Origin of the sequence: Microbacterium phyllosphaerae (assembly GCF_050628115.1) — a bacterium.
In the GTDB taxonomy this organism is placed as follows: Bacteria; Actinomycetota; Actinomycetes; order Actinomycetales; family Microbacteriaceae; genus Microbacterium; species Microbacterium phyllosphaerae_A.
Genome location: NZ_CP192502.1, coordinates 2,099,956 through 2,124,462 on the forward strand (window position 1 = coordinate 2,099,956; position 24,507 = coordinate 2,124,462).

Annotated in this window: 15 protein-coding genes; all 15 read left to right on the forward strand. The window is 68.4% G+C overall.

The genetic code is table 11. The features are described from left to right. Positions 1-57: 57 nt before the first annotated feature. The 15 genes from ACQ4LY_RS09820 (at position 58) to ACQ4LY_RS09890 (ending at position 24,133) form a co-directional block, all read left to right on the forward strand. Positions 58-1,662 (forward strand): ABC transporter permease subunit, encoded by a 1,605-nt coding sequence (locus ACQ4LY_RS09820; protein ID WP_431071032.1) that lies wholly within the window; start codon positions 58-60, stop codon positions 1,660-1,662. Position 1,663: 1 nt separating this feature from the next. Further along, positions 1,664-2,587 carry a sugar ABC transporter permease gene (locus ACQ4LY_RS09825; protein ID WP_431071034.1) on the forward strand — a complete coding sequence of 308 codons (924 nt, stop codon included), beginning with the start codon at positions 1,664-1,666 and terminating at the stop codon, positions 2,585-2,587. A 62-nt stretch (positions 2,588-2,649) separates the two neighbouring features. Next, on the forward strand, positions 2,650-2,802 hold the full coding sequence (locus ACQ4LY_RS09830) for a hypothetical protein (protein WP_164481752.1): 153 nt from the start codon (positions 2,650-2,652) through the stop codon (positions 2,800-2,802). Between the two features lie 133 nt (positions 2,803-2,935). Beyond that, on the forward strand, positions 2,936-3,958 hold the full coding sequence (locus tag ACQ4LY_RS09835) for an ABC transporter (RefSeq protein WP_431071036.1): 1,023 nt from the start codon (positions 2,936-2,938) through the stop codon (positions 3,956-3,958). Positions 3,959-3,966: 8 nt separating this feature from the next. Beyond that, on the forward strand, positions 3,967-4,458 hold the full coding sequence (locus ACQ4LY_RS09840) for a hypothetical protein (RefSeq protein WP_431071038.1): 492 nt from the start codon (positions 3,967-3,969) through the stop codon (positions 4,456-4,458). Positions 4,459-4,517: 59 nt separating this feature from the next. Further along, positions 4,518-5,165, forward strand: a complete 648-nt coding sequence (locus ACQ4LY_RS09845; protein WP_341955145.1) for a spermidine/putrescine ABC transporter substrate-binding protein — start codon at positions 4,518-4,520, stop codon at positions 5,163-5,165. Between the two features lie 143 nt (positions 5,166-5,308). After that, positions 5,309-5,785, forward strand: a complete 477-nt coding sequence (locus ACQ4LY_RS09850; RefSeq protein WP_431071040.1) for a DUF2975 domain-containing protein — start codon at positions 5,309-5,311, stop codon at positions 5,783-5,785. Continuing rightward, positions 5,785-6,006, forward strand: a complete 222-nt coding sequence (locus ACQ4LY_RS09855; RefSeq protein ID WP_056312887.1) for a helix-turn-helix domain-containing protein — start codon at positions 5,785-5,787, stop codon at positions 6,004-6,006. The genes ACQ4LY_RS09850 and ACQ4LY_RS09855 overlap by 1 nt, the downstream gene beginning before the upstream one ends. Then, a complete protein-coding gene (locus ACQ4LY_RS09860; protein WP_431071042.1) occupies positions 6,003-9,779 on the forward strand; it encodes an SCO7613 C-terminal domain-containing membrane protein in 3,777 nt (1,258 codons plus the stop codon). The genes ACQ4LY_RS09855 and ACQ4LY_RS09860 overlap by 4 nt, the downstream gene beginning before the upstream one ends. A 220-nt stretch (positions 9,780-9,999) precedes the next feature. Further along, positions 10,000-10,368, forward strand: a complete 369-nt coding sequence (gene rpsL / locus ACQ4LY_RS09865) for a 30S ribosomal protein S12 (RefSeq protein WP_056223944.1) — start codon at positions 10,000-10,002, stop codon at positions 10,366-10,368. Positions 10,369-10,373: 5 nt separating this feature from the next. Beyond that, positions 10,374-10,844 carry a 30S ribosomal protein S7 gene (gene rpsG / locus ACQ4LY_RS09870; RefSeq protein ID WP_056117669.1) on the forward strand — a complete coding sequence of 157 codons (471 nt, stop codon included), beginning with the start codon at positions 10,374-10,376 and terminating at the stop codon, positions 10,842-10,844. 84 nt (positions 10,845-10,928) lie between these two features. Further along, a complete protein-coding gene (gene fusA, locus ACQ4LY_RS09875) occupies positions 10,929-13,046 on the forward strand; it encodes an elongation factor G (protein ID WP_431071045.1) in 2,118 nt (705 codons plus the stop codon). A 148-nt stretch (positions 13,047-13,194) separates the two neighbouring features. After that, positions 13,195-14,385: an elongation factor Tu gene (tuf, locus tag ACQ4LY_RS09880; protein WP_431071047.1), complete on the forward strand. Its 1,191-nt coding sequence runs from the start codon at positions 13,195-13,197 to the stop codon at positions 14,383-14,385. A gap of 293 nt (positions 14,386-14,678) precedes the next feature. Beyond that, a complete protein-coding gene (locus tag ACQ4LY_RS09885; protein ID WP_431071049.1) occupies positions 14,679-23,795 on the forward strand; it encodes an isopeptide-forming domain-containing fimbrial protein in 9,117 nt (3,038 codons plus the stop codon). A 125-nt stretch (positions 23,796-23,920) separates the two neighbouring features. Further along, positions 23,921-24,133, forward strand: coding sequence for a hypothetical protein (locus ACQ4LY_RS09890; protein WP_056312873.1), 213 nt, complete (start codon positions 23,921-23,923; stop codon positions 24,131-24,133). The last annotated feature ends 374 nt before the right edge of the window (positions 24,134-24,507 follow it).

Genomic DNA, 24,507 nt, shown 5'->3' on the forward strand with positions numbered 1-24,507 from the left:
CACCATCCCTGCCGGGGCGGACGTCGTCCGCCCCGGCAGCTCGACGACGGGGACGAGATGACAGAACTCGCTGAGCCCACGGCTCCACTCACCAAGCGCCAGCGCCAGGCGGCGAAGATCGCCGAGGCCGCATCCGGACCCATCGGCTGGATGCTGCTCAAGATCCTGCTGCTGGCGGTCGTCGACGCGGTCGCGCTCTATGCGGCATTCGTGCTCTTCGGTCAGCAGGAGTGGCTGGTGCTCGGCCTCGTCGTCGCCGTCACCGTGCTGGTCAACTACATCTACTTCTCGCGCAAGCGGGTGCCGGCGAAGTACCTGACGCCCGGGATCATCTTCCTGATCGTCTTCCAGGTGTTCACGCTGCTGTACACGGGGTACATCGGCTTCACGAACTACGGCACCGGCCACAACGGCACGAAGGATCAGGCGATCTCCTCGCTCCTCGCCTCCGCCCAGGAGCGGGTCGAGGATTCCGCCACCTATCCGGTGACGGTCGTCGAGCAGCTCGGCACGTACGGCCTCCTCGTGACCGACCCCGAATCCGGTGACGCCCTGCTCGGCACGGCCGAGCAGCCGCTGCAGGAGGTCGATGCCGACTTCGAGGGCGGCCAGGCTGTGGCCGTCGACGGGTGGACGACGCTCCCACTCGCGAAGGTCTTCACGCTGTCCGAGCAGCTCGAGAAGCTCTCGGTGCCGTTCAGCGACGACCCGAACGACGGCAGCCTGCGCGCCCCCGACGGGCAGAAGGGCTATCTGTACGTCTCGACCCTCGAGTACGACGCGGATGCCGACACCATCACCGACACCACGACCGGTGCGGTCTATACCGATACCGGCGAGGGAGCGTTCACCGCCGAGGACGGCGAGGCGCTGCTGCCCGGTTGGCAGACGACCGTCGGCTTCGACAACTTCGTGCGGGCTGTCGCCGACGACTCCATCCGCGGTCCGCTGATCTCGGTGACGATCTGGACCTTCGTGTTCGCCCTGCTGTCGGTCGCGACCACGTTCTTCCTCGGGTTGCTGCTCGCCCTGGTCTTCAACAACACGCGGATGCGGTTCCGCAACGGCTATCGGATCATCCTGATCCTCCCGTACGCGTTCCCGGCCTTCCTCTCGGCGCTCGTCTGGGCCGGAATGATGAACGAGAGCTTCGGATTCATCAACCAGGTGATCTTCGGGGGAGCGGACATCCCGTGGCTCACCGATCCGACGCTCGCGAAGGTGTCGGTGCTCCTGGTCAACCTGTGGCTGGGCTTCCCGTACATGTTCCTCGTCTGCATGGGCGCACTGCAGGGCATTCCCGAGGATGTCAACGAGGCCGCGGTGATGGACGGCGCCAACCCGTGGCAGGTCTTCCGTCGCATCAAGCTGCCGCTGCTGCTCGTGACCGTGGCTCCGCTTCTGATCTCGTCGTTCGCGTTCAACTTCAACAACTTCAACCTGATCTACATGCTCACCAAGGGCGGACCGCGGTTCGACGACGTGAGCATCCCGGTCGGGCACACCGACATCCTGATCTCGATGGTCTACAAGGTGGCGTTCACGGGACAGACCCGCGACTACGGCCTCGCATCCGCGTTCACGATCCTGATCTTCATCGTGGTCGCGACGATCTCGATCATCAGCTTCCGCAAGACCAAGGCCCTCGAGGAGCTGAACTGACATGAGCATCACGGACACTCGCACCGCCGCCCCCGTCACGGTCGAGCGGAATCTCGGCCCTCGCCGCCGCTCCTTCGGCGGCTGGTTCGCGGACACCGGATGGCGACACGTCGTCGCCATCGTCGTCAGCGCGTTCGCGCTGTTCCCCCTGCTGTACGTCGTGTCGGCATCGCTGAACCCGCGCGGCACGCTGACGGGATCCAATCAGCTGTTCTCCGCGTTCGGATTCGACAGCTACGTGCGAATCCTCAGCGACCCCCAGAATCCTTACGGACTGTGGTTCCTGAACACCCTGGTCATCGCCGTCGTGACCGGCGCCGTCACGGTCTTCATCGGCGCTCTCGCGGCATATGCCTTCTCGCGGATGCGCTTCGCCGGACGTCGTATCGGGCTCGTCACGATCGTCGTCGTGCAGATGTTCCCGCAGCTGCTCGCCGTGGTCGCGATCTTCCTCCTCATGTCGACGCTGGGGGACTGGTTTCCCGCGATCGGACTCAACACGCACACCGGCTTGATCCTCGTGTACCTCGGCGGCGCGCTGGGCGTGAACACCTACCTGATGTACGGCTTCTTCAACACGCTGCCGATGGAGCTCGACGAGGCCGCCCGCATCGACGGCGCAGGTCACGCGCGCATCTTCTTCACGATGATCCTGCCGCTGGTGGCGCCGATCCTCGCGGTCGTCGCCCTGCTGTCGTTCATCGGCACGGTGAACGAGTACGTGATCGCGAGCGTCATGCTCGTCGACGTCGAGCAGCAGACGCTGGTCGTCGGTCTCACCAAGCTCGTGGCGAACCCGCGCTACGCGGACTGGTCGGCGTTCTCGGCGGGAGCTGTGATGGCCGCCATCCCGGTGATGATCCTCTTCCTGTTCCTGCAGCGCTACATCGTGGGCGGGCTCACGGCGGGCGCCACGAAGGGCTGATCCGCGCGCGCTCCTCGGCGTTGCGACACGTCGCTTGCATCCACCGGTCGTAGCGTGGAGGCATGGCACGGGTCGCGGGGCGCAACGTGGCGATCAGCTGGATCGCCGGTGTGCTGTGCACCGGCGTGGTGGGCGCTCTGATCTGGTTCGCCATCCCGATCATGCCCGCGATGGCCTCCTTCGTCGGAGACACGCTTCGATCGACCCTGCCCTGACTCGCAGGCGCCGCCGGGGACGCAGGGAGATCCGCACGGACACGGGCTGGGCGACACGTCGGCACGCCTCCGTCAGCGGGCGCGGGGGCGGCGGTAACCTCGCAGAGCACACTTCCGATGAGAGGCGCACCCCATGAGTGACCCCGAGGTTCCACAGCCCGAGCGGCCGAAGGACGTCAACGACGTCGTCGACAGCGCGAATGCTGGACTCGACGCCGCCGCCGCAGCGGGTGCAGGTGTCTCCGGCACGCCCGCCGACACCACCGACCCTGCCGACGAGAAGTCCGCCGCGACGACGACACCCGCCGTCGACCCCGACCTCGCCGCGTTCGAAGCGGCCGAGAACGAGCACCCCGGCACCTTCGCGACGCCGGAGCTGAACGACCCCAAGTACCTGGATGACGACGAGGGCGCCACCGCGACGTCCTGGAACAGCGATGCCGACGCCACCGCGGCCTACACGCCGCCCGTCGCGCACGAGCAGTCGGCTCTGGCCGGTGCCGCGTACTCATCGGTCGATGACACCGAGACGCGCATCGTCCCGTCGGAGCCCGCGGTCGCCGAGCCCATCATCGCCCCGCCCCTGCAGCAGCAGCCGATCTTCGTGCAGGCTCCCGAGCCGCCGCGCGAGCGCGGCAACCGCGGCACGGCCGGTGCCATCGGGCTGCTCGCCACCGTCGCATTCGCGATCCTGTACCTGGGTGCCACGCTCGGGCTCGGTGCCTTCGCCGGCGACGTCACGGGCGAGAACATCGCCGAGTCGGCCCTCGCGCCGCTCACCACGTGGGGCTACTGGGTTCCCGTCGTGGTGTTCTTCCTGGGCTTCTGGCTGCTCGGCGCTTTCATCAACCGGGGCCGCTGGGGCCTCTGGGTGGTCTTCGGCATCATCGTCGGTCTGATCGCCTACGGCGGTCACATCCTCGGTGCGCTGTTCGAGGCGCCGTTCTGGCTGCTGAGCGCGCGTGAGGGCAACGAGCTCGTCGGGGCGCAGCTCTTCCACCCGCTCGCGATCGCCGCGTTCGTGTTCGCTCGCGAGCTGACGATCTGGTTCGGTGCATGGGTCGCGCGCAGCGGCGCTCGCAAGACCGAGCTGAACGCCGAGGCGCAGCGCGAATACGAGCGCACGCTCGAGGCCGGCCCGACGCTGTCGAGGTAGTCACGAACATGTCATCGCCGAACCCCCGTGGACCCGAGTCCGCGGGGGTTTCGGCCGTCTTGGCGCTCGTGCTCGCGGCGATCAGCTTCTTCGCCCTCGCCGTCTTCGGCCTCGGTGCGGTGAGCGTGGCGACCGACAGCGACATCATCTCCGTCCCCGGTCTCGGTCAGGTGCCGGGGGCCGCGGGAATGCTGATCGCTGTGGTCGTCTTCGCGCTGACGCTCTGGTTCACCCTGAGGCGATCGCATCCGTCGTTCCTCGCCGTCCCCGGCGTCGCGATCGCGACGGCTCTCGCGCATCTGATCGCCGTGTGGATCGGCGTGGCGACGGGCCGAGGCGATCTCATCGTCGCGACGGCCGTCGCCGGCGATCTCGTGACCGGGGGAGCGAGCGCGGTGCTCATCTTCGCCGCGGCGATCGCCGCCTGGGGCGGTATCGCGCTCCGGCGCACGCGCGCGCAGCATCCGCAGTGGCCCTGGGAGCGCGAAGAAGAGGAGTGACGCCCCGCCGTCATGCCGAAATCGCCGCGTGCACGCCGCGTGCGCCGTACGCTCTAGGTGTGGAGCGCTCGTTGGAGACGCAGGTCGACCAGGCCGTCGAGGCCTGGCTGCGCTGGGTGCCTCGGTGGGAGCCGGCCACCCATCGAGGAAGAGTCGCGCCCTGTCGGCGCTGTCTCGGCTCGCCGATCCTGTCGGCGGCGGGCATCGGCTCGAACACGCCGCACGGCGTGCAGCACGGGCTCTCCACGCGGATCAAGACGATCGTCGACCACGCCGTCGCCGAGTACACGGCCAGGAACCTGCCGATGCTGCAGCGCGAGCTGGACCAGCAGGCCGCGCGCAACAGAGCGCGCAGCTACCGGCCCGCCGACGGGCTCGACCCCGAGTTCGACGGACTGCCGTTGGACCCGGAGCCCATTCCCGGGGCGCCGTTCCTGTTCACGATCGCGGGCATGGCCGACGACGCGACGGCGGACCTTCCGCCCCTCCCTCCGCTGAGCGATGAGGCGAAGGCAGCGCTGCGGCAGGAGGTGGCGCTCGCCGACGAGTACGCCAACATGGTGGGGCGCGAGATCTGCAGCATCCTGCTCCGGCACCGCATCTACATCCAGGCCGCGATCTCGCAGCATGTCGAGCCGCAGATCGAGGCGCTGCTGGCTGAGCTCACCGACTCGCTCGACTCGCCGTTCGATCCCGACCTGCCGTAGGCCGCCGGCAACTCCAGCGGAGACCGGCGACATCGTGCCGCTGTCTGCATATCCGCTGAGAGGTCGACGCGGGAGTGGCGACGTCGCGCGACGATGGGTATCGTTTTTCGATAGATACCCATTGGCGATCGATAGGGCCATTCATGCATCCTCGTGTCTCCCGCGTTCTCAAGGCGCTGATCATCGTCCTGCTCGGACTGCTGCTGGCAAGTCAGACCCTGGTCATCCCCGAGGTCGCGCGCATCACTGCGATCCGCAATCCCGACGTCGCCCAGCTCGAGATCCCGGGGATCATCGGCGCCGTGGTCTTCATCGCCCTGATCGAGGTGACGCTCGTGTGCATCTGGTTCCTGCTGTCCCTCGTGCAGGAGGGGCGCATCTTCCGGGTCGAGGCGTTCCGCTACGTCGACATCATCCTCGGTGCTCTGATCGCCGCGGGAGCGATCATCCTCGTCTCCTACATCGTCATCGTCGCCAGCCGGGCGGTCTCGCTGTCGCTGTCGCTGCTTGCCGTCCTGGGAATCGTCGTGAGCGCGGCCCTCGCGCTGCTCCTCGTGGTGCTGCGGGGGCTCCTGCGCAAGGCGCTCGAGCTCGAGCAGGACATGTCGGAGGTCGTCTGATGCCGATCGTCATCGACCTCGATGTGCAGCTCGCCATCAAGAAGATGAGCGTGCAGGACTTCGCCGACGCCATCGGGATCACGCCGGCGAACGTCGCGGTGCTCAAGAACGGCCGGGCCAAAGCCGTGCGGTTCACCACCCTCGAGGCGATCTGCCGCGTGCTCGAATGCCAGCCGGGGGACATCCTGCGCTGGGTCCCCGAATCGGAGGAGCGGTCATGACCACCACATCCATGACGCCGTCAGCCCCGTCGGCCGCGGGCACGTCGACCCGGACCTGGGGCGAGGCGCTCGCTCTGCAGATCCTCGACCACACGAGCTGCCCCGTGTGCCACGGGATGCTGGACGGCGGATGCTGCGCGCGATGCGGTTCGGACCTCCGCGGCCCCATCGGCACCGAGGTCTGGGAGGCGTCGCTGGCGGCCGCCGCGGCACTTCGCGCTCGCGACGAGACGCTCGCCCGCGTGCCGCTCGTCACCGTGCCAGCCATGCCGTCATCCGCGTCGGCAGGCGCTTCGGCATCCGCCTCCGTGTCCGTCGCCGTGCCGAAAGCGGCGCATACCGCGGCGTCGGACGAGTCACAGCCGCCCCCTCCGCCGCCGCGAGCAGGCACCGGTGAGCGGCCCCCGGCGTCCCCGCAGAGCAGTGCGACGCTCCAGTCGGTCCTCGCGACCGCCGGTGCCGGCCTGTTCGCCGTGGCCGCGATCGTCTTCACCTACTTCAACCCCGACCTCGCCGATCGCGCCCTGCGCAGCGTGATCGTCGGACTCATCACCCTGCTGTTCCTCGGCGGAGCCTGGTTGCTCTCCCGGCGCGGCCTGCGCTTCTCGGCCGAGGCGGTCGGCGGTCTCGGGCTGGTGTTCGCGGGGCTCGACGTGCATGCCGTCGCACAGCTCGCAGCACCCGGGGTCGACCCCTGGCTCACAGCTGCGGTCGTCTCCGCCGTCGCCGCGATCGTGATGCTCGGCGCGGGGACGCAACGCGGCATCAGGGTCTGGCAGTGGACGGCGACGGTCACGCTGGCGCTCACCCCCGCGATGCTGGGCGCGGCGGGAGCGACCTCGCTCTCGGGCGTGGCGGGCGCGATCGGCGTCGCGTTCGCCGCAGCCGCCATCATCGAGTTCCTCCGGCCGCCGAACGTCGAGCGCGTCACCCTCGTGGCCGTGCAGCTGATCGCGACCGCGAGCGCACTCGTGCTCGTGTGGCGGATCGACCTCGCAAGTGAGACCGCGTCGCTGGCCGCCATGAGCGGGATGCTCGCGCTGATCGCGGTGCATGCCGTGATCGCGGCTCGCCGGATGCTCGGCGGCCTCTGGGCCTACGTCGCCGGAGCGGCAGGATCGTCGGCGATCGTGCTCGTCGTGTTCGCCTTTCCCGGCATCCGGGAGCTCTCGATCTCGTGGTACTTCGCGATCATCCCCGCTGTGGCCTCCGCCGCGGTCGTGCTGATCGGCGCGGTGGTGCCTCTGCCTGCGCGGGTGCCGCGCGGACTGGTGGCCGGGGGAGCGCTGTCGGTGCTCGCCCTGCCCGCTCTCGCTCTGCTCGCCGACGCGCTGATCACCGGCGGGACCACCGTCACCGGCTTCCTCCGACAGGACGACGGTGTCGATGCGTTCGGCTTCGGGGGATGGGGTACCCCAGCCGGACTCGCGGCCGTCTGCGTCGGTCTCGCGGTCTTCGGCCGCCTCGTCCGCGATCGGGAAGGCATCAGCACGCTCGCGGTCCCCGCCGCGCGGGTGTCCCTCGCGTCCGGGCTGCTCGCGGTGCTCGTTCTCGGCTGCGACGGTCTGCTGGTGCTGCCGGCGTCGATCTCCGTCCTCACGGGCGCTGTCGTCGCTGTCGCGGTGGTGCTGATCCGGATGCCGGCGCGCACGGCGGGCAGAGGCATCGTTCCCCTTCTGCTCATCGGCGCGTACCTCTCGCTCGCGGCCTCGGTCATCGTCGCCTGGCGCGACGCATCCGCCGTTCCTCTCGCGGGCATCGCGACGCTGATCGCGCTGGGCGCCCTCGCCGCCGTACGTCCGGCCCGCCGGCGCTTCCTCTCGGTCGGCGCAGGCTTCGCCTACGGGCTGATCCTCATCGCGACGGCGCTGGCCGAGGCCGGGGTCGGCAGCATCGCGCAGCTCTGCCTGACGGCATCCGCCGGTCTGCTCGTCGCGATCTCCGCGACGTATCTTCCGCGCATCGGCGCGCGGTCATGGCAGGCGATCCTCGTCGTCTCCGCGGTGCCCTTCGGCATCGGAGTCCTGCAGGTCGTCGAGGAGCGCAGCGGCTGGACCGCGCTCTCCACCGGGCTGATGTTCGTCCTCGCCCTCACGCTGCTGCTCACGCGCCGGCCCGGACTCACGCGCCTCGTGCGCACGGCGGCGGCGGGGATGCTCGTGCCGACCCTCGCGGTCGTCGTGGTCTGCCTCGGGGCCCAGCTGCTCGCCTCGAGCGGATCGCCGGTCGCCCTTCCGATCGTCGCGGTGCTCGTCGCCCTCGCCCTCGCGTCGTCCTCCTCGGTCCGCGGAGCGCTCGTGGCGAGAGGGCACGCCCCGGCGACGGCCGACGCCGCACGGGTCGCGATCGAATCGTCGGCGCTCCTCACCGGGCTCATCGCCACGGGCCTGGCGGTCGGCCGCGAGGCAGCGGGTCTCGGGACCGCGCTGATCGTGCTCCTCGTGATCGGGATCGGCGGCGTCGCCGCTGCGCTGTTCGCCGGTCGCCGGTACGCCTGGGCTGTCGCGGGCGCGGCCTTCACCGGGGCGCTGTGGTGCGTCTGGGGGATCGCCGGTGTCGACCTCCTCGAGGCGTATCTGCTTCCGCCCTCCCTGGGTGCTGCGCTCGTGGCTGTGCTCGTCACCGTCCGCGGCGGTCGGGCGACCGCGCTCTATGCCGCGGGCCTGCTCGTCGCGATCGGGCCGATCCTCGCGATCGTCGCGCTCGTCGAACCCGACGCGGCCGGCCAGACGGCCGTCACATGGCGAGTGGCAGGGCTCCTCATCGGCGGGTGGGCGCTGCTGGCGCTCGAGGCCATGGTCCGTCGCACCCGGCCCGGGTCCCGGCTGCACCGCCTCCGTGAGCTGCGCATCCCGACTCTCGTCGCTGCGGGGCTCGCGGCAGTCGTCGGACCGCTCCAGGGCATACGCATCGGACTCGGCTGGGACTTCGCACAGTTGCAGGGACTCGGCCTCTTCGTCGCGTGCCTCGGGGTGAGCGCGGTGGGCGCCCTGGTGCTCGCGCTCGCCGCCCGTGCGCTGCGCGCCTCGGCGGGCGTCGACTCGGCGCTGCGGAGAACGCGATGGCTGGGGGCTCCCGCCGCACTCGCCCTCGCCGCCGGCACCTGGACCGCGATCGAGAGGGACTGGTTCTCGATCTGGCCGATGTGGATGCTGATGCTCGGCTACCTGATCGCGACGGTCGCGACCGCACGTCGGGTGAGCGTGCGGGCGACGACCGCCCCGCCCGTGTGGTTCCTCTTCGCCATCGCCTTCGTCACCGCCGTCGTGGCGTGGAGCCCGCGTGATCTGCGGGTCGAGTGGTTCTCGCTGCCGCTGGGCGGGTTCCTGCTGGTCGCCGGCGCGCTCGCCATGCGGAGGACCGACGCCGGGAGTGCGCGGGAGCGCGGCACCCTGAACAGCTGGCCCGCACGGTGGACCGGCTCCTGGGCGCTGCTCGCGCCGGGGATCGTCACGATGATGATCGCCTCGATCGTCTCGACCTTCACGGATCCGCTCACCTGGCGCGCGATCCTGGTGATGGTGCTCGCTCTGGCCGCGATCCTCATCGGCTCGCGCAACCGCCTCGCCGCCCCGTTCCTGCTCGGCCTCATCGTGCTGCCGATCGAGAACATCTTCGTCTTCTCGGTGCAGATCGGCCGCGGTGTCGAGTCGATGCCGTGGTGGATCACGCTCGCGGTGATGGGAGCGGTGCTCCTCATCATCGCGGTGACCGCTGAGCGTCGCACGGGGGAGGGTGGCGGCGTCGCAGCGCGGATGCGGGATCTGCGCTGAGTCCGGCGTGAAAGCCGGCGCTCATTTGACCGTCAGGTTACGCGGCATTACACTTGATCAGGTGTGTGCACGTCTCGACGTGCGCGCTGGGCGTCGGCACCATGCCGGTCCGCCCCCACGGCATACCCACCACCACAAAAGCTCGTCGATTCCGGCGTGCCGGTGGGTCATGATGTGAAACCCATCACGCTGTCACCGTGCAGCATTATGAGGAGAGAACGTGCCAACCATTCAGCAGTTGGTTCGCAAGGGTCGCTCGCCCAAGGTCACCAAGACCAAGGCGCCCGCACTCAAGTCGAACCCGCAGCAGGCCGGGGTCTGCACCCGCGTGTACACCACCACCCCGAAGAAGCCGAACTCGGCGATGCGCAAGGTCGCTCGTGTGAAGCTCCGCAACGGCTCCGAGGTCACCGCCTACATTCCCGGCGAGGGCCACAACCTGCAGGAGCACTCCCTCGTGCTCGTGCGCGGAGGCCGTGTCAAGGACCTCCCCGGTGTCCGTTACAAGATCGTCCGCGGCGCCCTGGACACCCAGGCCGTCAAGAACCGTAAGCAGGCTCGCAGCCGCTACGGCGCGAAGAAGGGCTGAGTCCAATGCCTCGTAAGGGTCCCGCCCCCAAGCGTCCCGTCGTCAACGACCCGGTATACGGCGCTCCGATCGTCAGCCAGCTGGTCAACAAGATCCTGGTCGACGGCAAGAAGTCGCTCGCCGAGTCGATCGTCTACACCGCCCTCAAGGGCGTCGAGGCGAAGAACGGCCAGGACGCCGTCGCCACTCTGAAGAAGGCGCTCGACAACGTGCGCCCGACTCTCGAGGTCAAGAGCCGCCGCGTCGGTGGCTCGACCTACCAGGTTCCGGTCGAGGTCAAGCCGCACCGCGCGAACACCCTCGCGCTGCGCTGGCTCGTCAGCTACGCCAAGGGTCGTCGTGAGAAGACGATGACCGAGCGTCTCCAGAACGAGATCCTCGACGCGTCGAACGGTCTCGGTGCAGCGGTCAAGCGCCGCGAGGACACGCACAAGATGGCCGAGTCGAACCGCGCGTTCGCTCACTACCGCTGGTAAACAGCTTCGTCCGCCCCCGATCACACATCGGGGGCGGACACCCCCTCTTCGCAGTACGACTGCACAAAAGATAAGGACACTCCTGTGGCACAAGACGTGCTCACCGACCTGAACAAGGTTCGGAACATCGGCATCATGGCTCACATCGATGCTGGCAAGACCACCACGACCGAGCGCATCCTGTTCTACACGGGCGTCAACCACAAGCTCGGCGAGACCCACGACGGTGCATCGACCACCGACTGGATGGAGCAGGAGAAGGAGCGCGGCATCACGATCACGTCTGCCGCCGTGACCTGCTACTGGAACAAGAACCAGATCAACATCATCGACACCCCCGGTCACGTGGACTTCACGGTCGAGGTGGAGCGCTCGCTCCGCGTCCTCGACGGTGCCGTCGCCGTCTTCGACGGCAAGGAGGGCGTCGAGCCCCAGTCCGAGACCGTGTGGCGTCAGGCCGACAAGTACAACGTCCCCCGCATCTGCTTCGTCAACAAGATGGACAAGCTCGGCGCGGACTTCTACTTCACCGTCGACACCATCATCAACCGCCTCGGCGCCAAGCCGCTGGTCATCCAGCTGCCCATCGGTGCGGAGAACGACTTCATCGGCGTCATCGACCTCGTCGAGATGCGCGCGCTCGTCTGGGCGGGTGACTCCAAGGGTGACGTCACCATGGGTGCCTCCTACGAGATCCAGGAGATCCCGGCCGACCTCAAGGAGAAGGCCGACGAGTACCGTCAGCAGCTCCTCGAGACCGTCGCCGAGACCGACGACGCTCTGCTCGAGAAGTTCTTCGGTGGCGAAGAGCTGACCGTGGCCGAGATCAAGGGCGCGATCCGCAAGCTCACCGTGGCCTCCGAGATCTACCCGGTGCTCTGCGGTTCCGCGTTCAAGAACCGCGGCGTCCAGCCGATGCTCGACGCGGTCGTCGACTACCTCCCGAACCCGCTCGACGTGGGCTCGATCCAGGCCCACGACCCCAAGGACTACGACACGATCATCGAGCGTCACCCCGACGCGAAGGACCCGTTCGCAGCTCTCGCGTTCAAGGTCGCCGTGCACCCGTTCTTCGGTCGCCTCACCTACGTGCGCGTCTACTCGGGCCAGCTCGACTCCGGCGCCCAGGTCATCAACTCGACCAAGGGCAAGAAGGAGCGCATCGGGAAGATCTTCCAGATGCACGCCAACAAGGAGATCCCTGTTCCCTCGGTCACCGCGGGAAACATCTACGCGGTCATCGGTCTGAAGGACACCACCACCGGTGACACCCTGACCGACCCGGCCTCGCCGGTCGTCCTCGAGTCGATGACGTTCCCCGAGCCCGTCATCGAGGTCGCGATCGAGCCGAAGACCAAGGCCGACCAGGAGAAGCTGGGTGTCGCCATCCAGAAGCTCGCTGAGGAGGACCCGACCTTCCGCACGGAGCTCAACCCCGAGACCGGTCAGACGACCATCAAGGGCATGGGCGAGCTGCACCTCGACATCCTCGTCGACCGCATGAAGCGCGAGTTCAACGTCGAGGCCAACGTCGGCAAGCCGCAGGTGGCGTACCGCGAGACGATCCGCAAGGGCGTCGAGAAGTACGACTACACGCACAAGAAGCAGACGGGTGGATCGGGTCAGTTCGCGAAGATCCAGTTCAACATCGAGCCGCTCGACCTCGACGACGAGAAGACGTACGAGTTCGTCAACGCGGTCACCGGTGGTCGCATCCCGCGCGAGTACATCGGCTCGATCGATGCCGGCTTCCAGGACGCGATGAACGTCGGCGTGCTCGCCGGCTACCCGATCGTCGGCGTCAAGGCGACGATCGTCGATGGTGCGGCCCACGACGTCGACTCCTCGGAGATGGCGTTCAAGATCGCAGGATCGATGGGTATGAAGGAAGCCCTTCGTCGGGCGAGCCCGGCACTCCTCGAGCCGCTCATGGCGGTCGAGGTGCGTACTCCCGAGGAGTACATGGGCGACGTCATCGGTGACCTGAACTCGCGTCGCGGCCAGATCCAGTCGATGGAGGACGCCGCAGGCGTCAAGGTCGTCCGTGCACACGTCCCGCTGTCCGAGATGTTCGGATACATCGGCGACCTGCGCTCGAAGACCTCGGGTCGCGCCGTCTACTCGATGGAGTTCAACAGCTACGCTGAGGTTCCCCGCGCTGTGGCGGACGAGATCGTCCAGAAGCACCAGGGCGGCGAGTAACAACTTTCTGGGAGCCGGGTTCCGGCCCGGCTCCCAGGTCCCCTACAACTTCACATTCCCTCTCTACTAAACTGAGAACCTAACCCGTAGAGATCCGGTCGCAATCCAGTGCCCGGTGACCTCTACACGACGTCCTGAGGAGGACCAAGTGGCTAAGGCCAAGTTCGAGCGGACCAAGCCGCACGTCAACATCGGAACGATCGGTCACGTCGACCACGGCAAGACCACGCTCTCCGCAGCGATCTCGAAGGTGCTTGCTGACAAGTACCCCTCCGACACGAACGTGCAGCGCGACTTCGCTTCCATCGACTCGGCGCCGGAAGAGCGCCAGCGTGGAATCACCATCAACATCTCGCACATCGAGTACGAGACCCCGAAGCGCCACTACGCGCACGTTGACGCACCCGGCCACGCCGACTACGTCAAGAACATGATCACCGGTGCTGCTCAGATGGACGGCGCGATCCTCGTGGTCGCCGCCACCGACGGCCCGATGGCTCAGACGCGTGAGCACGTGCTGCTCGCCAAGCAGGTCGGCGTGCCGTACCTGCTCGTCGCGCTGAACAAGGCCGACATGGTCGACGACGAGGAGATCCTGGAGCTCGTCGAGCTCGAGGTCTCCGAGCTGCTCGCTTCGCAGGGCTTCGCCGAGGACGCTCCTGTCGTCCGCGTCTCCGCTCTGAAGGCACTCGAGGGCGACGAGAAGTGGACCCAGTCCATCCTCGACCTCATGGAGGCCGTCGACGCGAACGTCCCCGACCCCGTGCGCGACAAGGACAAGCCGTTCCTGATGCCCGTCGAGGACGTCTTCACGATCACCGGTCGTGGAACCGTCGTCACCGGCCGCGCCGAGCGTGGCACGCTGGCCATCAACTCCGAGGTCGAGATCGTCGGACTGCGTCCGACCGTCAAGACCACGGTCACGGGTATCGAGATGTTCCACAAGCAGCTCGACGAGGCATGGGCCGGCGAGAACTGCGGTCTCCTGCTCCGTGGCACGAAGCGTGAGGACGTCGAGCGCGGTCAGGTCATCGTCAAGCCGGGTTCGGTCACGCCGCACACCGACTTCGCGGGCACCGCGTACATCCTGTCCAAGGACGAGGGTGGGCGTCACAACCCCTTCTACACGAACTACCGCCCGCAGTTCTACTTCCGCACCACCGACGTCACCGGCGTCATCACGCTGCCCGAGGGCACCGAGATGGTCATGCCCGGCGACACCACCGACGTGACGGTCGAGCTGATCCAGCCGATCGCCATGGAAGAGGGCCTCGGCTTCGCCATCCGTGAGGGTGGACGCACCGTCGGCGCCGGTACGGTCACGAAGATCATCAAGTAAGCATCTGCTTCCTGACAACAGGGGTCGGACCTTCGGGTCCGGCCCCTTTTGTCGTACCCCCGGAAGCGCCACGCCGATTTATGTCCTTGAATATAACGCGAAGTGTCATATATCGTTGTGAGTGCTGCGTTCCGCGCAGTGCGCACGCTCGTGCCCGAGGTCAAGGTCGGTCACGACACCGCTGATGCTCGGAGAGGCCAGAAGCCCTCGTGAGCCCGTATGGCGGTGCGCGTGCGGATAGGGGAGTGCCTGCACACCGGGGAGTGGCGTGCAGGGTTAAGGGGAGTTTCAGCATGCGTTCGACCCTGCGTCGAAAGAACATTCAGCGCGCCCGGAGACTGACGGCGATCACCGCCGTCGTCTCCCTGATCGCCGGGGCGCTCGCCCTCGGGGTCACGGCGCAGACGGCATCCGCCGCTCTGTGGGCGCCGACCATCTCGGCGCAGAACGTCGATCCGGCTTCGGCCGGCAAGGACTTCGTCCTGGCAGGGGAGAACGTCGGATTCGATGTCGACGTCACCAACAGCGGTGGGGGAGCGCAGTTCAACCTGAGCCTCGTCGCCGCCGTTCCCGCGTCGGTGACCCTTGTCTCGGGCGGCAGCTTCGGCGCGCCGACGGTGTATGCAGAAGGCGACATCCTGCCGAATCGCTCGCGCACGGCATCCGATGCGTCCTGCGAGTCGCTCGGCCTCGTGAACGCGCCCGGCCAGTCGCTTCTCTGCGCTGTGCCCGCAGGCCAGCAGGTCTGGGTGTGGTCGAATGTCAACGACCTCCCTCAGGGCGGCACGGTCTCGTCACGAGTCACGATCGCGCCGAACGGCGACGAGTACCCCGTCGGCAGCGAGGTCGGCTTCTCGATCCGCGCCTACACGAGCGACGACCCGGCTCGTATCCCCACCTTCGACGGATCGCCCAGCGTCTCGCGCACCACGACGCACACATCGGGTGCCGCCCTCGCGACCGATGACGTGCCGGTGCGCGCACTGCGCATCGTCAAGACCGAGCCGAGCGCCGAGAGCGAGCTCCTGCGCGGTGCGCACAGCAGCATCACGACTTACACGCTCGACGTCGAGAACACCACCCGGGGTGCGACGACCGGTGCCATCGTCACCGACTACCTTCCCGCAGGTCTCGAGTACCTGGGGCTCGCGACCGGCGACAACTCCGCGGATGCCGAGTACGACGGCTCCGGCCCCCTCTCCGGCGGCGTCACCGCCGGCGAGATCGTGGACACCGTGTCGGTCTCCGCATCCGAGGCCGCGGCGCTGGGACTTCCCGGTGCAGGCGTCTACACGAAGATCACCTGGTCGCTCGGCGACCTCGCCGCCGGGACGAAGACCCAGATCCGCTATCACGCCGCAGTCCCGCTCTTCGAGAACGCGCTGTGGCCCGAGGGCACGGCTCCTTCGCCCGCCGGCGGTGCGCAGGCCTCGAACCTCGACAACAACACGGGCGCCTCCACACGCCACGGCGGGGTCAGCGACCCCACGGACGCGCAGACGTTCCGCAACATCGCCATTGCTGCCGGCACCTATCAGGGGCCGGTGCTGAATGACGACGAGACGCTTCGTGCCGCGCACGACGACGATGACGAGATCATCGAGGCCGTCGACGTCCGCGTCCTGAAGGGCGTGGACGACGGCAAGGCCTTCACCACCGGATCTCTCGCCACATACTCGGTGCAGGTCGATGTCAGCGAGTACGTCGACGCACGCGGGATCGTCCTCACGGATGTCATCGCGAACGGCCTCTGCCCCGCGTTCCCCGGATCTCCGGACGGCGTCTCGCTCATGATCGGCGGCCTCGAGGTCTCGCAGCAGACGTGGAACTCCGAAGTCCCCGGGGACGCCTGCAACTTCCCGACCGAGGCGAGCGGCGCGGTGCTCTCGCCCGAGCTGCAGCTCGCGTCCATCCGCTACACGCCGACCGACGGAACCTTCACCGTCGTCTTCGCCGTCGACGACCTCGACGCCGGCGAGTCGTTCACGGCTCAGTACTCGGTGATGCAGCGCCCGAACTACACCGGCGCGGCCGGTGGCACCAGCTCGGGTGACAGTTTCCTCAACCACGTGACGGTGACGGCGCAGACCGAACCGATCGCGGCGATCGCGAACGACCCCGCGCTGAGCGACCGCGTCGGCGGCACCCGCCAGGTGCGCGACGACTCCTCGGCTCTCATCACGTCGAACTTCACCGACCTCAGCAAGACGGTGCTCGAGCGCGGACAGTCGTTCGACGACGCGACCGAAGCAGATTGGGTGACGGCGGCCACGCAGCCCTTCTCGCCCGGTGACGACGTCTGGTACCGCCTGATCGTGCCTTTCGCGGACGGCATCGACACCCGCAACCCGATCCTCACCGACTACCTGCCCGAGGGCGTCGCGGTGCGGGAGATCCTCTACGGCTACCAGGGCATCACCGGTTTCGCGGATGCGACGGACCCCGTCGCCTATGGAACCGGCTCCTTCCCGACGGCGTACATCCCGAACACCGCGCCGACCGGCACCTCGCTCACCTGGGAGTTCGGAGCGCGGAACCGCGGTACCAGCAGTGACCGATTCGTGCCTGCAGGCAGCACCATGACGGTCTATGTGCGCGCGGAGGTGCAGTCCCAGTCGGCGTCGCGCGACGAGGTCGACAGCCCCGCGAACCAGGCGAAGTACCAGCAGGTCAACGTCGACGGCGTGCTCTCCTTCCTCCGCAAGGAGGCGACGATCGACCTCGATTGGGGTTCGACGCTGACCAAGGGCATCCGCTCGGTGAACGACGAGGTTGTCGGCGCGGACTTCGGCTCGCGCGTGCCCACGCGTCAGGTCGTCCAGAACGACGAGGTCGAGTACCGCATCGACGTGCAGGCACCGCAGAACGGCACCACGGACTACGTCGTGTGGGACGTCCTGCCCGCAGGGGTGAAGAAGGCCGATGTGGCCTCGTTCACGTCCGCGCTCTATGGTGCCGGCGCCGAGACGCCCATCAGCCAGACCGAACTCGACGTGTCGGTCTACGATTCCGGTGAGACTCTGCCGGACGGCATCTCGCTCAGCAGCGCCTTCACCGGGCGCTCCGTCGTGGTCTGGAAGGTCGGTGCTTCCATCGCCGGCTCCACCCCCGCGACCGATGCCGCACCCGAGGTCGTCCGCGGCCTCACACTCGGCTACACGCTCACGGTTCCCTCAGGGGTTCCCGGTGGCGGCGACGCCGCTCAGCCGACCCAGAGCTACACCAACTCGGCCGGGATCGTCAGCTACGGCATCGAGAACACCGGATCGAAGATCACCACGGTCGTGCCGCAGACGGAGCAGGGGGGCCAGCAGCTGACCACGCGCACGCCCGCCGACGCCGAGGTCTCGGCATCCGATGTCGACACCGTCGGCACCGCCGAGGTGCATCTGCCCGATGTCGCGATCGCGAAGACGCTCGTGTCGACCGAGGTGGCGCCCGTCGCAGACGCGGCGGCCGGTGTCACAGACCTCGGTGACGGCACTCGAAACGCCGCATCGCAGATCGTGCAGGGCGAGTATGCGACCTTCGAGTACTCGGCCACGATCCCGGCGCACACCACCGTCAAGGGTGCTGTGCTGTCCGACGGCGGCTCGCTCGCCCTGCAGAACGGCAGCGTGACCTACCAGTACGTCGACGGCAGCGCGAAGTACCTCGGACCCACGGGGGAGCAGCTCGCGATCGGCACCGGCACGGGCGAGTTCCGCGCGGCCGAGACCGCGGGGGCGGCGCACGGCGTGCTGACCTTCCCCGACACCTACACGAACGGCACCGCCTCGGCGCAGATGTTCCGCGTGCAGATCACGCTGTGGGTGAAGGATCGGGATGCCTCCGCCGCGAACAGCGGCGTCGTGAACGTGCTTCCAGGCGTGATGAAGAACACCGCGAGCCTGATCTTCCTCGACCCGAACACCGACGGAGCCACGCGCCTCACGCGCACGGCCTCCGCAGAGGTGCAGTTCGTCGAGCCCGTTCCGACGCTGACGAAGAAGGCGTCGTCCGCGACCGTCTCGGCCAGCGGCACCGTGACATACACGCTCACCGCGAGCAACGCGGCGAACAGCCCGGCTCTCTACGACGTCGTGATCCTCGACTGCGTGCCGGCCGAGATCACACCGAGCGCCCTGGCGCCTTCGGCGGGCACCGCCCGCATCCTCTCCGACACGTGTGCGATCGGCACGGGCAACGCGATCCAGCGCGGGTCGGGCACCGGCACGCTCATCGAGTGGGTCATCCCCGCCCTCCGCGGCGCGGGCGCGGCCCCGACCCTCAGCTACCTCGGCACCGTCGAGGCGCTGGCCGGCGGTGGGTCGCAGTTCACCAACCGCGCGGAGCTGACGGGACGCACCCTGCCGCTCGCGGTGGGTGCAGACAGCGACACGTCCGACCGCAGCGGCACCTACACCGCCAAGGCGAACGCAACCGTGCGGATGCCGGACGCCACGATCGACAAGTCGGTCAGCACGGCGTCGGCGCCGGTCGGCGACACCGTCACCTACACCGTGAAGACCACGCTTCCGACGAGCACCAACTTCTATGACGTGATCCTGACCGACACACTTCCCTCAGGCGTCGACTTCGTGGCGACGGGCGCGCACACCGAAACGGCACAGTGGGCCGGAGCGCCGGACGCTCCCGAGATCGGTCAGCCGACCCTGAACGGTCGCGTCCTGTCGTGGAAGATCAGCCAGGACGACATCATCGCCTGGGACCAGACCCGCACGATCACGGTGACCTATCAGGCGCGGATCACGACAGCGGTGACCGCCGCGTCGCTGGTCAACAACGCCACGTTCACGTGGAGCCGCGTCAACGGATCCACGACCGATCGCACCTCGCAGAGCGACACCGCGACCGTCAGCATCCTGAACCCGAACGTCACGATCGCCAAGGCGGTCAAGACTACCGGCGCGGCGGACAGCACGTTCGGTGCAGCCTCCGCGGGCGGACCCGACCAGTCCTTCACCTACCGCGTGCGCGTCTCCAACGCGACCGGCGCGGGCACGTCGCCCGCGTACGGCATCGTGGTGACCGACACGGTGGGCGCAGGCATCCGCATCGACACCACGCAGACGATGCTCGACGGGGCGACGTTCTCTGACGAGGCGGCGCTCAACGCCGGCCGCGGCGGAACGATCACCTGGACTCTCCCCGGGCCGCTCAGCAACATCGCGGGCTCGAACACGTACGACCTCGTCTACCGGGGAACGTTCGTGGAGGCCGCAGCACTCGGCACGGGCGCACTGGGCAACCAGGTCGCCGTCACCCGTTACGAGTCCGCAGCGACGGACGGCTGGGTCTACACGCCGGGTACCGGAACCCGACCCGGTGGAGGCGCGAACCTCACCACGAACACCACGGGTGCCGCCGCGATCACTCCGCGCTTCCCGCAGGTCGCACTGAGCAAGCGCGTCACGACAGGGTCCGAGGCCTTCGTCGGCGAGACCTTCTCGTGGACGCTGCAGGCTCGGAACGCGGGGACGGGCTCGGCTCAGACGCTCACGCTCACCGACACGCTCCCGGCGAACTGGCAGTACGACGCCACCGTCGTGCCGCGTCTCACCGTCGGCACGCAGGCAGCGGTCGACCTCCCGTCCCCCGTCATCGGCGTCAAGGACGGTCGCGAGACCGTGACCTGGACGATCGGATCCGCGACCTGCCAGGCGCTCCTGCCCGGCACGGCGTCGGGCGCGACGGATGCTCAGCGCACGCTGCTCGTCACCTTCTCGTCCACGCCGCATCCCGGTGCCGTGACCGATCCGGGCGCAGGGCTCTCGATCGACCATCGCAACACCGTGACCGGTGCCGCGACCGATGCGACCGGAGCCACGCGCAACGCGGGCGGCGCCTACGTCGGGGCGGATGCCACGGCTGACGCGCACATCGCGCGTGCCGATCTGAAGGTCGTCAAGGCGGCCATCGGCGGCGACGCCCAGGGTGCGTGGACCGCCGGCGACGCCGCGCGCTCCGGATACGCGCAGCCGCAGTGGCGCATCACGGTCACGAACCAGGGACCGGATGCGGCGAGCGGACCGTTCGTCGTCACGGATGAGACTGTGCTGCCCGCAGGCGTCACGACGGGGGCGTTCACGGCGCGGTACTACGCCACGGCGTCGGACGCGACCGGTGTCGCACTCGCGCTGACCGGCGCGGGAACCGCATCCGACCCGTTCGTCGTGGGAGACCGCGCGCGCACCCTCGCCGCCGCAGGCACCGACCGGATCGTCCTCGTGGCGAACGTGTCGATCCAGGCGCCGGCCACGGGCACCGCGACGAACACGGCCGACGTCACCGGCCGCACGTTCGAACGCCCGGCCGACATCACGAAGGACAACACCGCAACGGCCTCCAAGCCGATCTCGAGCGCGGCGGACCTCGCCGTCACGAAGTCGGTGAACACGGCCGAGGTCACCGCTGGTCGCTCGCTCACCTGGAGCATCAAGGTGCGCAACAACGGTCCTTCGGTCGCCGTCTCCACAGACGCCGACCCGATCACGGTGACCGACACGATCCCCGCGGGGATCGGCGAGGTGCGCGATCCGTCCGCCGGCCTGACGTCCTGGACGGTCACGGCATCGGACGGGTGGCCGGCCGCCGCAGGCGACACGATCACCTGGACCTTCGTCGGAGAGCAGATGCCGGTGGGGCCTGCGCAGGACCTGTCGCTCACCGGCACCGTCGACTCGTCGTGGACCGGGGGAGCGATCCGCAACGCGGCATCCGTCGATCCCGGTGCGACGACCGATCCGGTCCCCGGCAACAACACCGGCGAGGTCACGGTCACGCCCGGCGATGACACGACTCTCGCGGTCACCAAGACGCGCGTCGTGCTCGACGACGGCGACTGGAAGGATGCCTCCGAGTTCGGCGCCGCCCTGCCGGACGTCGTCGCCGGCGAGACCGTCAGCTACCGGGTCGTCGTGACGAACAACGGACCGGCGGATGCTCGGGACGTGCGCATCGTCGACGAAGTCCCCACGATGCTCGCCTACGCCTCGGTGCAGGACGAGAACGGCACCTGGACCCGCACGGCGGGGCCGGCCGCGAACGACACGTTCGCCGTGGCGGGCACCGTGCCTGCAGCGAGCGGGAAGAACACCCGGTCGTTCATCGTGACCTACGCGGTGGACTCGGCGCTTGCTCCGGGTTCCGAGGTGGAGAACTGGGTGCAGGCCGAGGCGACCAACTCCACGAACACCCCTCGCGACGGCGACACCACCGCATCCGACCGGGTGGCCGACCTCTCGATCGTGAAGGTGGTGCTCGACGAGGACGGTGCTCCTGTCGGGGCGGATGCTCCCGAGGTGACGGCGGGGACGCAGACGCGCTTCCTGCTGACCGTCACCAACGACGGGCCGAGCATCTCGAGTGCGCCGATCGACATCGCCGACCGTCTGCCGGCCGGGATGACGTACGTCTCGTCGACCATCGACGTCGCAGGGGCCGGCGCGGTCGCGGCCGACGCGACAGTGACCGACGACGGCCGCTCGATCGCGTGGTCGGCGTTGGCCGAGGGGGAGACCCTGGCATCGGGTGCGACGGTGGTGATCGAGGTCACCGCCGCGGTCGCCGCGGACGTGCGTCCGCAGCGACTCGTGAACGCCGCCGACGTGACGGGCCCGGAGGACTTCGATCCGACGAACAACCACAGTGAGGCCGCGGTCGAGATCGTCACGCTCGCCGAGCTCTCGATCACGAAGACCGTCGCCGACGGCCCGTGGATCGCGGGTACCGAGGTCGAGTACACGCTGACCGTGCGCAACGACGGCCCCTCTGTCGCCGACGCGTTCGTCACGGACGTGCTTCCGGACGGTCTCAGCGCGATCTCGATCGCCGGTGAGGGGTGGACGTGCGACGACGCGGGCGAGAGCTGCTTCCAGGCGGACCACCCGCTGGGCGACAGCACCATCACGGTGGTCGCTCGCGTCGCCTCGAACGTCCCGACGGGCACGGCCCTGACGAACACGGCGACTCTGTCGTGGTCGGACAGCCGGTCGGACTCGCCGCACGAGGACACCGATACGGCGGTGATCGACGTCACGACCGACGCCGATCTGCAGCTGGTCAAGACGGCGATCGACAGCGAGGGCTCGGAGATCTCCTCCGCGGTGGCGGGCGAGCGCATCCGCTACCGGGTGGAGGTCGTCAACCTCGGTGCCAGCGACGCGGTCGGTCCCGTCACGGTCATCGATAGTCTTCCCGCAGGCGTGAGCTTCACGGCACTGGCGGGCGACGCCGCGGCGGCGTGGACGGCCGCAGTCGACGAGGCGGACCCGCAGAGAGTGACGTTCACCCTGCTGCCCGGTGACGCCGGGCTCGTAGTGGGCGCTGCGACGCCCGTGATCGAGCTCGATGCGCTGATCGACCCGACCGTGGTGCACGGGTCGACGCTGACGAACACGGCGACGGTGTCGTCCGGCACGCCGGACTCGAACTCCGACAACGACACCGACACGGCCGCCGTGACGGTGGATCGGGAGGTCGATCTCGCCATCACCAAGACGCACGATGCGGATGCCGTGCGCATCGGCGACCTGCTGCCGTTCACCCTCGAGGTGCGCAACAGCGGTCCGTCCGAGGCGACCGGTGTCGTGGTCACGGATCTCGTGCCCGCGGGTCTCGAGGTCACCACGCTCGTGGGCGACGAGGTGGGCGAGGACTGGATGATCGACTCGATCGTGCCGGCCGACGCCGAGGATCCCCTCGCCGGAACCCTGGTGACCGCGCGCTACGCGCTGTCGCTCGCGCCGGGCGAGACCGCCGCCCCGCTCGTCGTGACCGCACGGGTGCTGGTCTCGGCGTACCCCGAGGTCGTCAACGTCGCGGATGTCACCGCGACCGAGATCACAAGCGAGCACCCCGACCGCACGCCCGACGACAACCGTGCGTCGGACGTCGTGACGGTGCCTGGCCTCGCCGCGCTCGTGGTCACCAAGACGGCCGTCGGCGGCTTCCAGGTCGGCAAGGTCGGCGTCTACGAGATCGTCGTGCGCAACGACGGCCCGACCGCCGACCCCGGTCCCGTCACCATCACGGATGCGCTGCCGGCGGGGCTCACGTTCGACAGCTCGCCCGATCAGGGTGTGCGGGTGGACGGCCGCGTCGTGACGTGGACGCTCGAAGGCGGTCTCACCGTCGACGAGGAGGTCACGCTCACGCTGCGCGTGCGCGTCGGCGAGCAGGCGTACCCGTCGGTGACCAATGCCGTCGTGGTGGACTCGCCGACCGAGCAGACCGACGAGGCGCAGCTCGTCGACGACGCGACCGTCGACGTGAAGGCGGCCGACCCGCTCGCGACGACCGGAGCCGAGACGGCCTGGAGCCTGATCGCGATGGCGCTGCTGATGATCATCTCCGGAGGGCTGTTCCTCGTGTACCGCCGTCGAAGGGACGCCGTCACCGCCGAGTAGTCGCGACGGGGAGGGGCGGTCTTCATGACCGCCCCTTTCGCGTCTCTTCCGCCGAGGCACCGTTCCGGGCAGAATGAACGTGCGCCGGGGATCCGCCGCATCCGATCGCATACAAGGGGGCCCGCATGGGTATCGAGGACACCGTCAACAAGGGCAAGGATCTGTACGAGCAGAACAAGGACAAGATCGCCGAGGCCGTCAAGAGCGAGCAGGCTGAGGACATCAGCGACAAGGTCCTCGACGGCGTCGCCGACTTCGCGAAGAAGCTCGCTCCGGGTGCCGCGGACAAGATCGACGAGATCCGCGACAGCGCCGACAAGGCCGTCGGCAACGAGTAGAGCTCGACTCTGAGATCGAGAGCGGCGGCTCCCCGAGGGGAGTCGCCGCTCTTCTGCGTCCGGAACCAAGTATTCGGGGCGGCGGTATCGCGTTTCATCGACCTGTTCCCGTAGAATGGTTCTCGATCGCCTGGGGAACTTGCGATCAGGGATGTCGAAGGGGTTCGACCTCCCGAATTCACGCGGTTCGCCGCGTCAAACTGGGGAATACGATTTTGGGGATCATCGTGCGACGCGCGCACTCTGTGCGCTCTGACGTCTTCCCGCCCGCGCGGCGGTCGCTTCGCCGCGCCCTCGGTCGAGGATCCCGGCGTCCCTTCACGCCGGTCTCCTCGCGTTCGGTGTGCCCCCTCGCACTGAACGCCCTCCCCAAG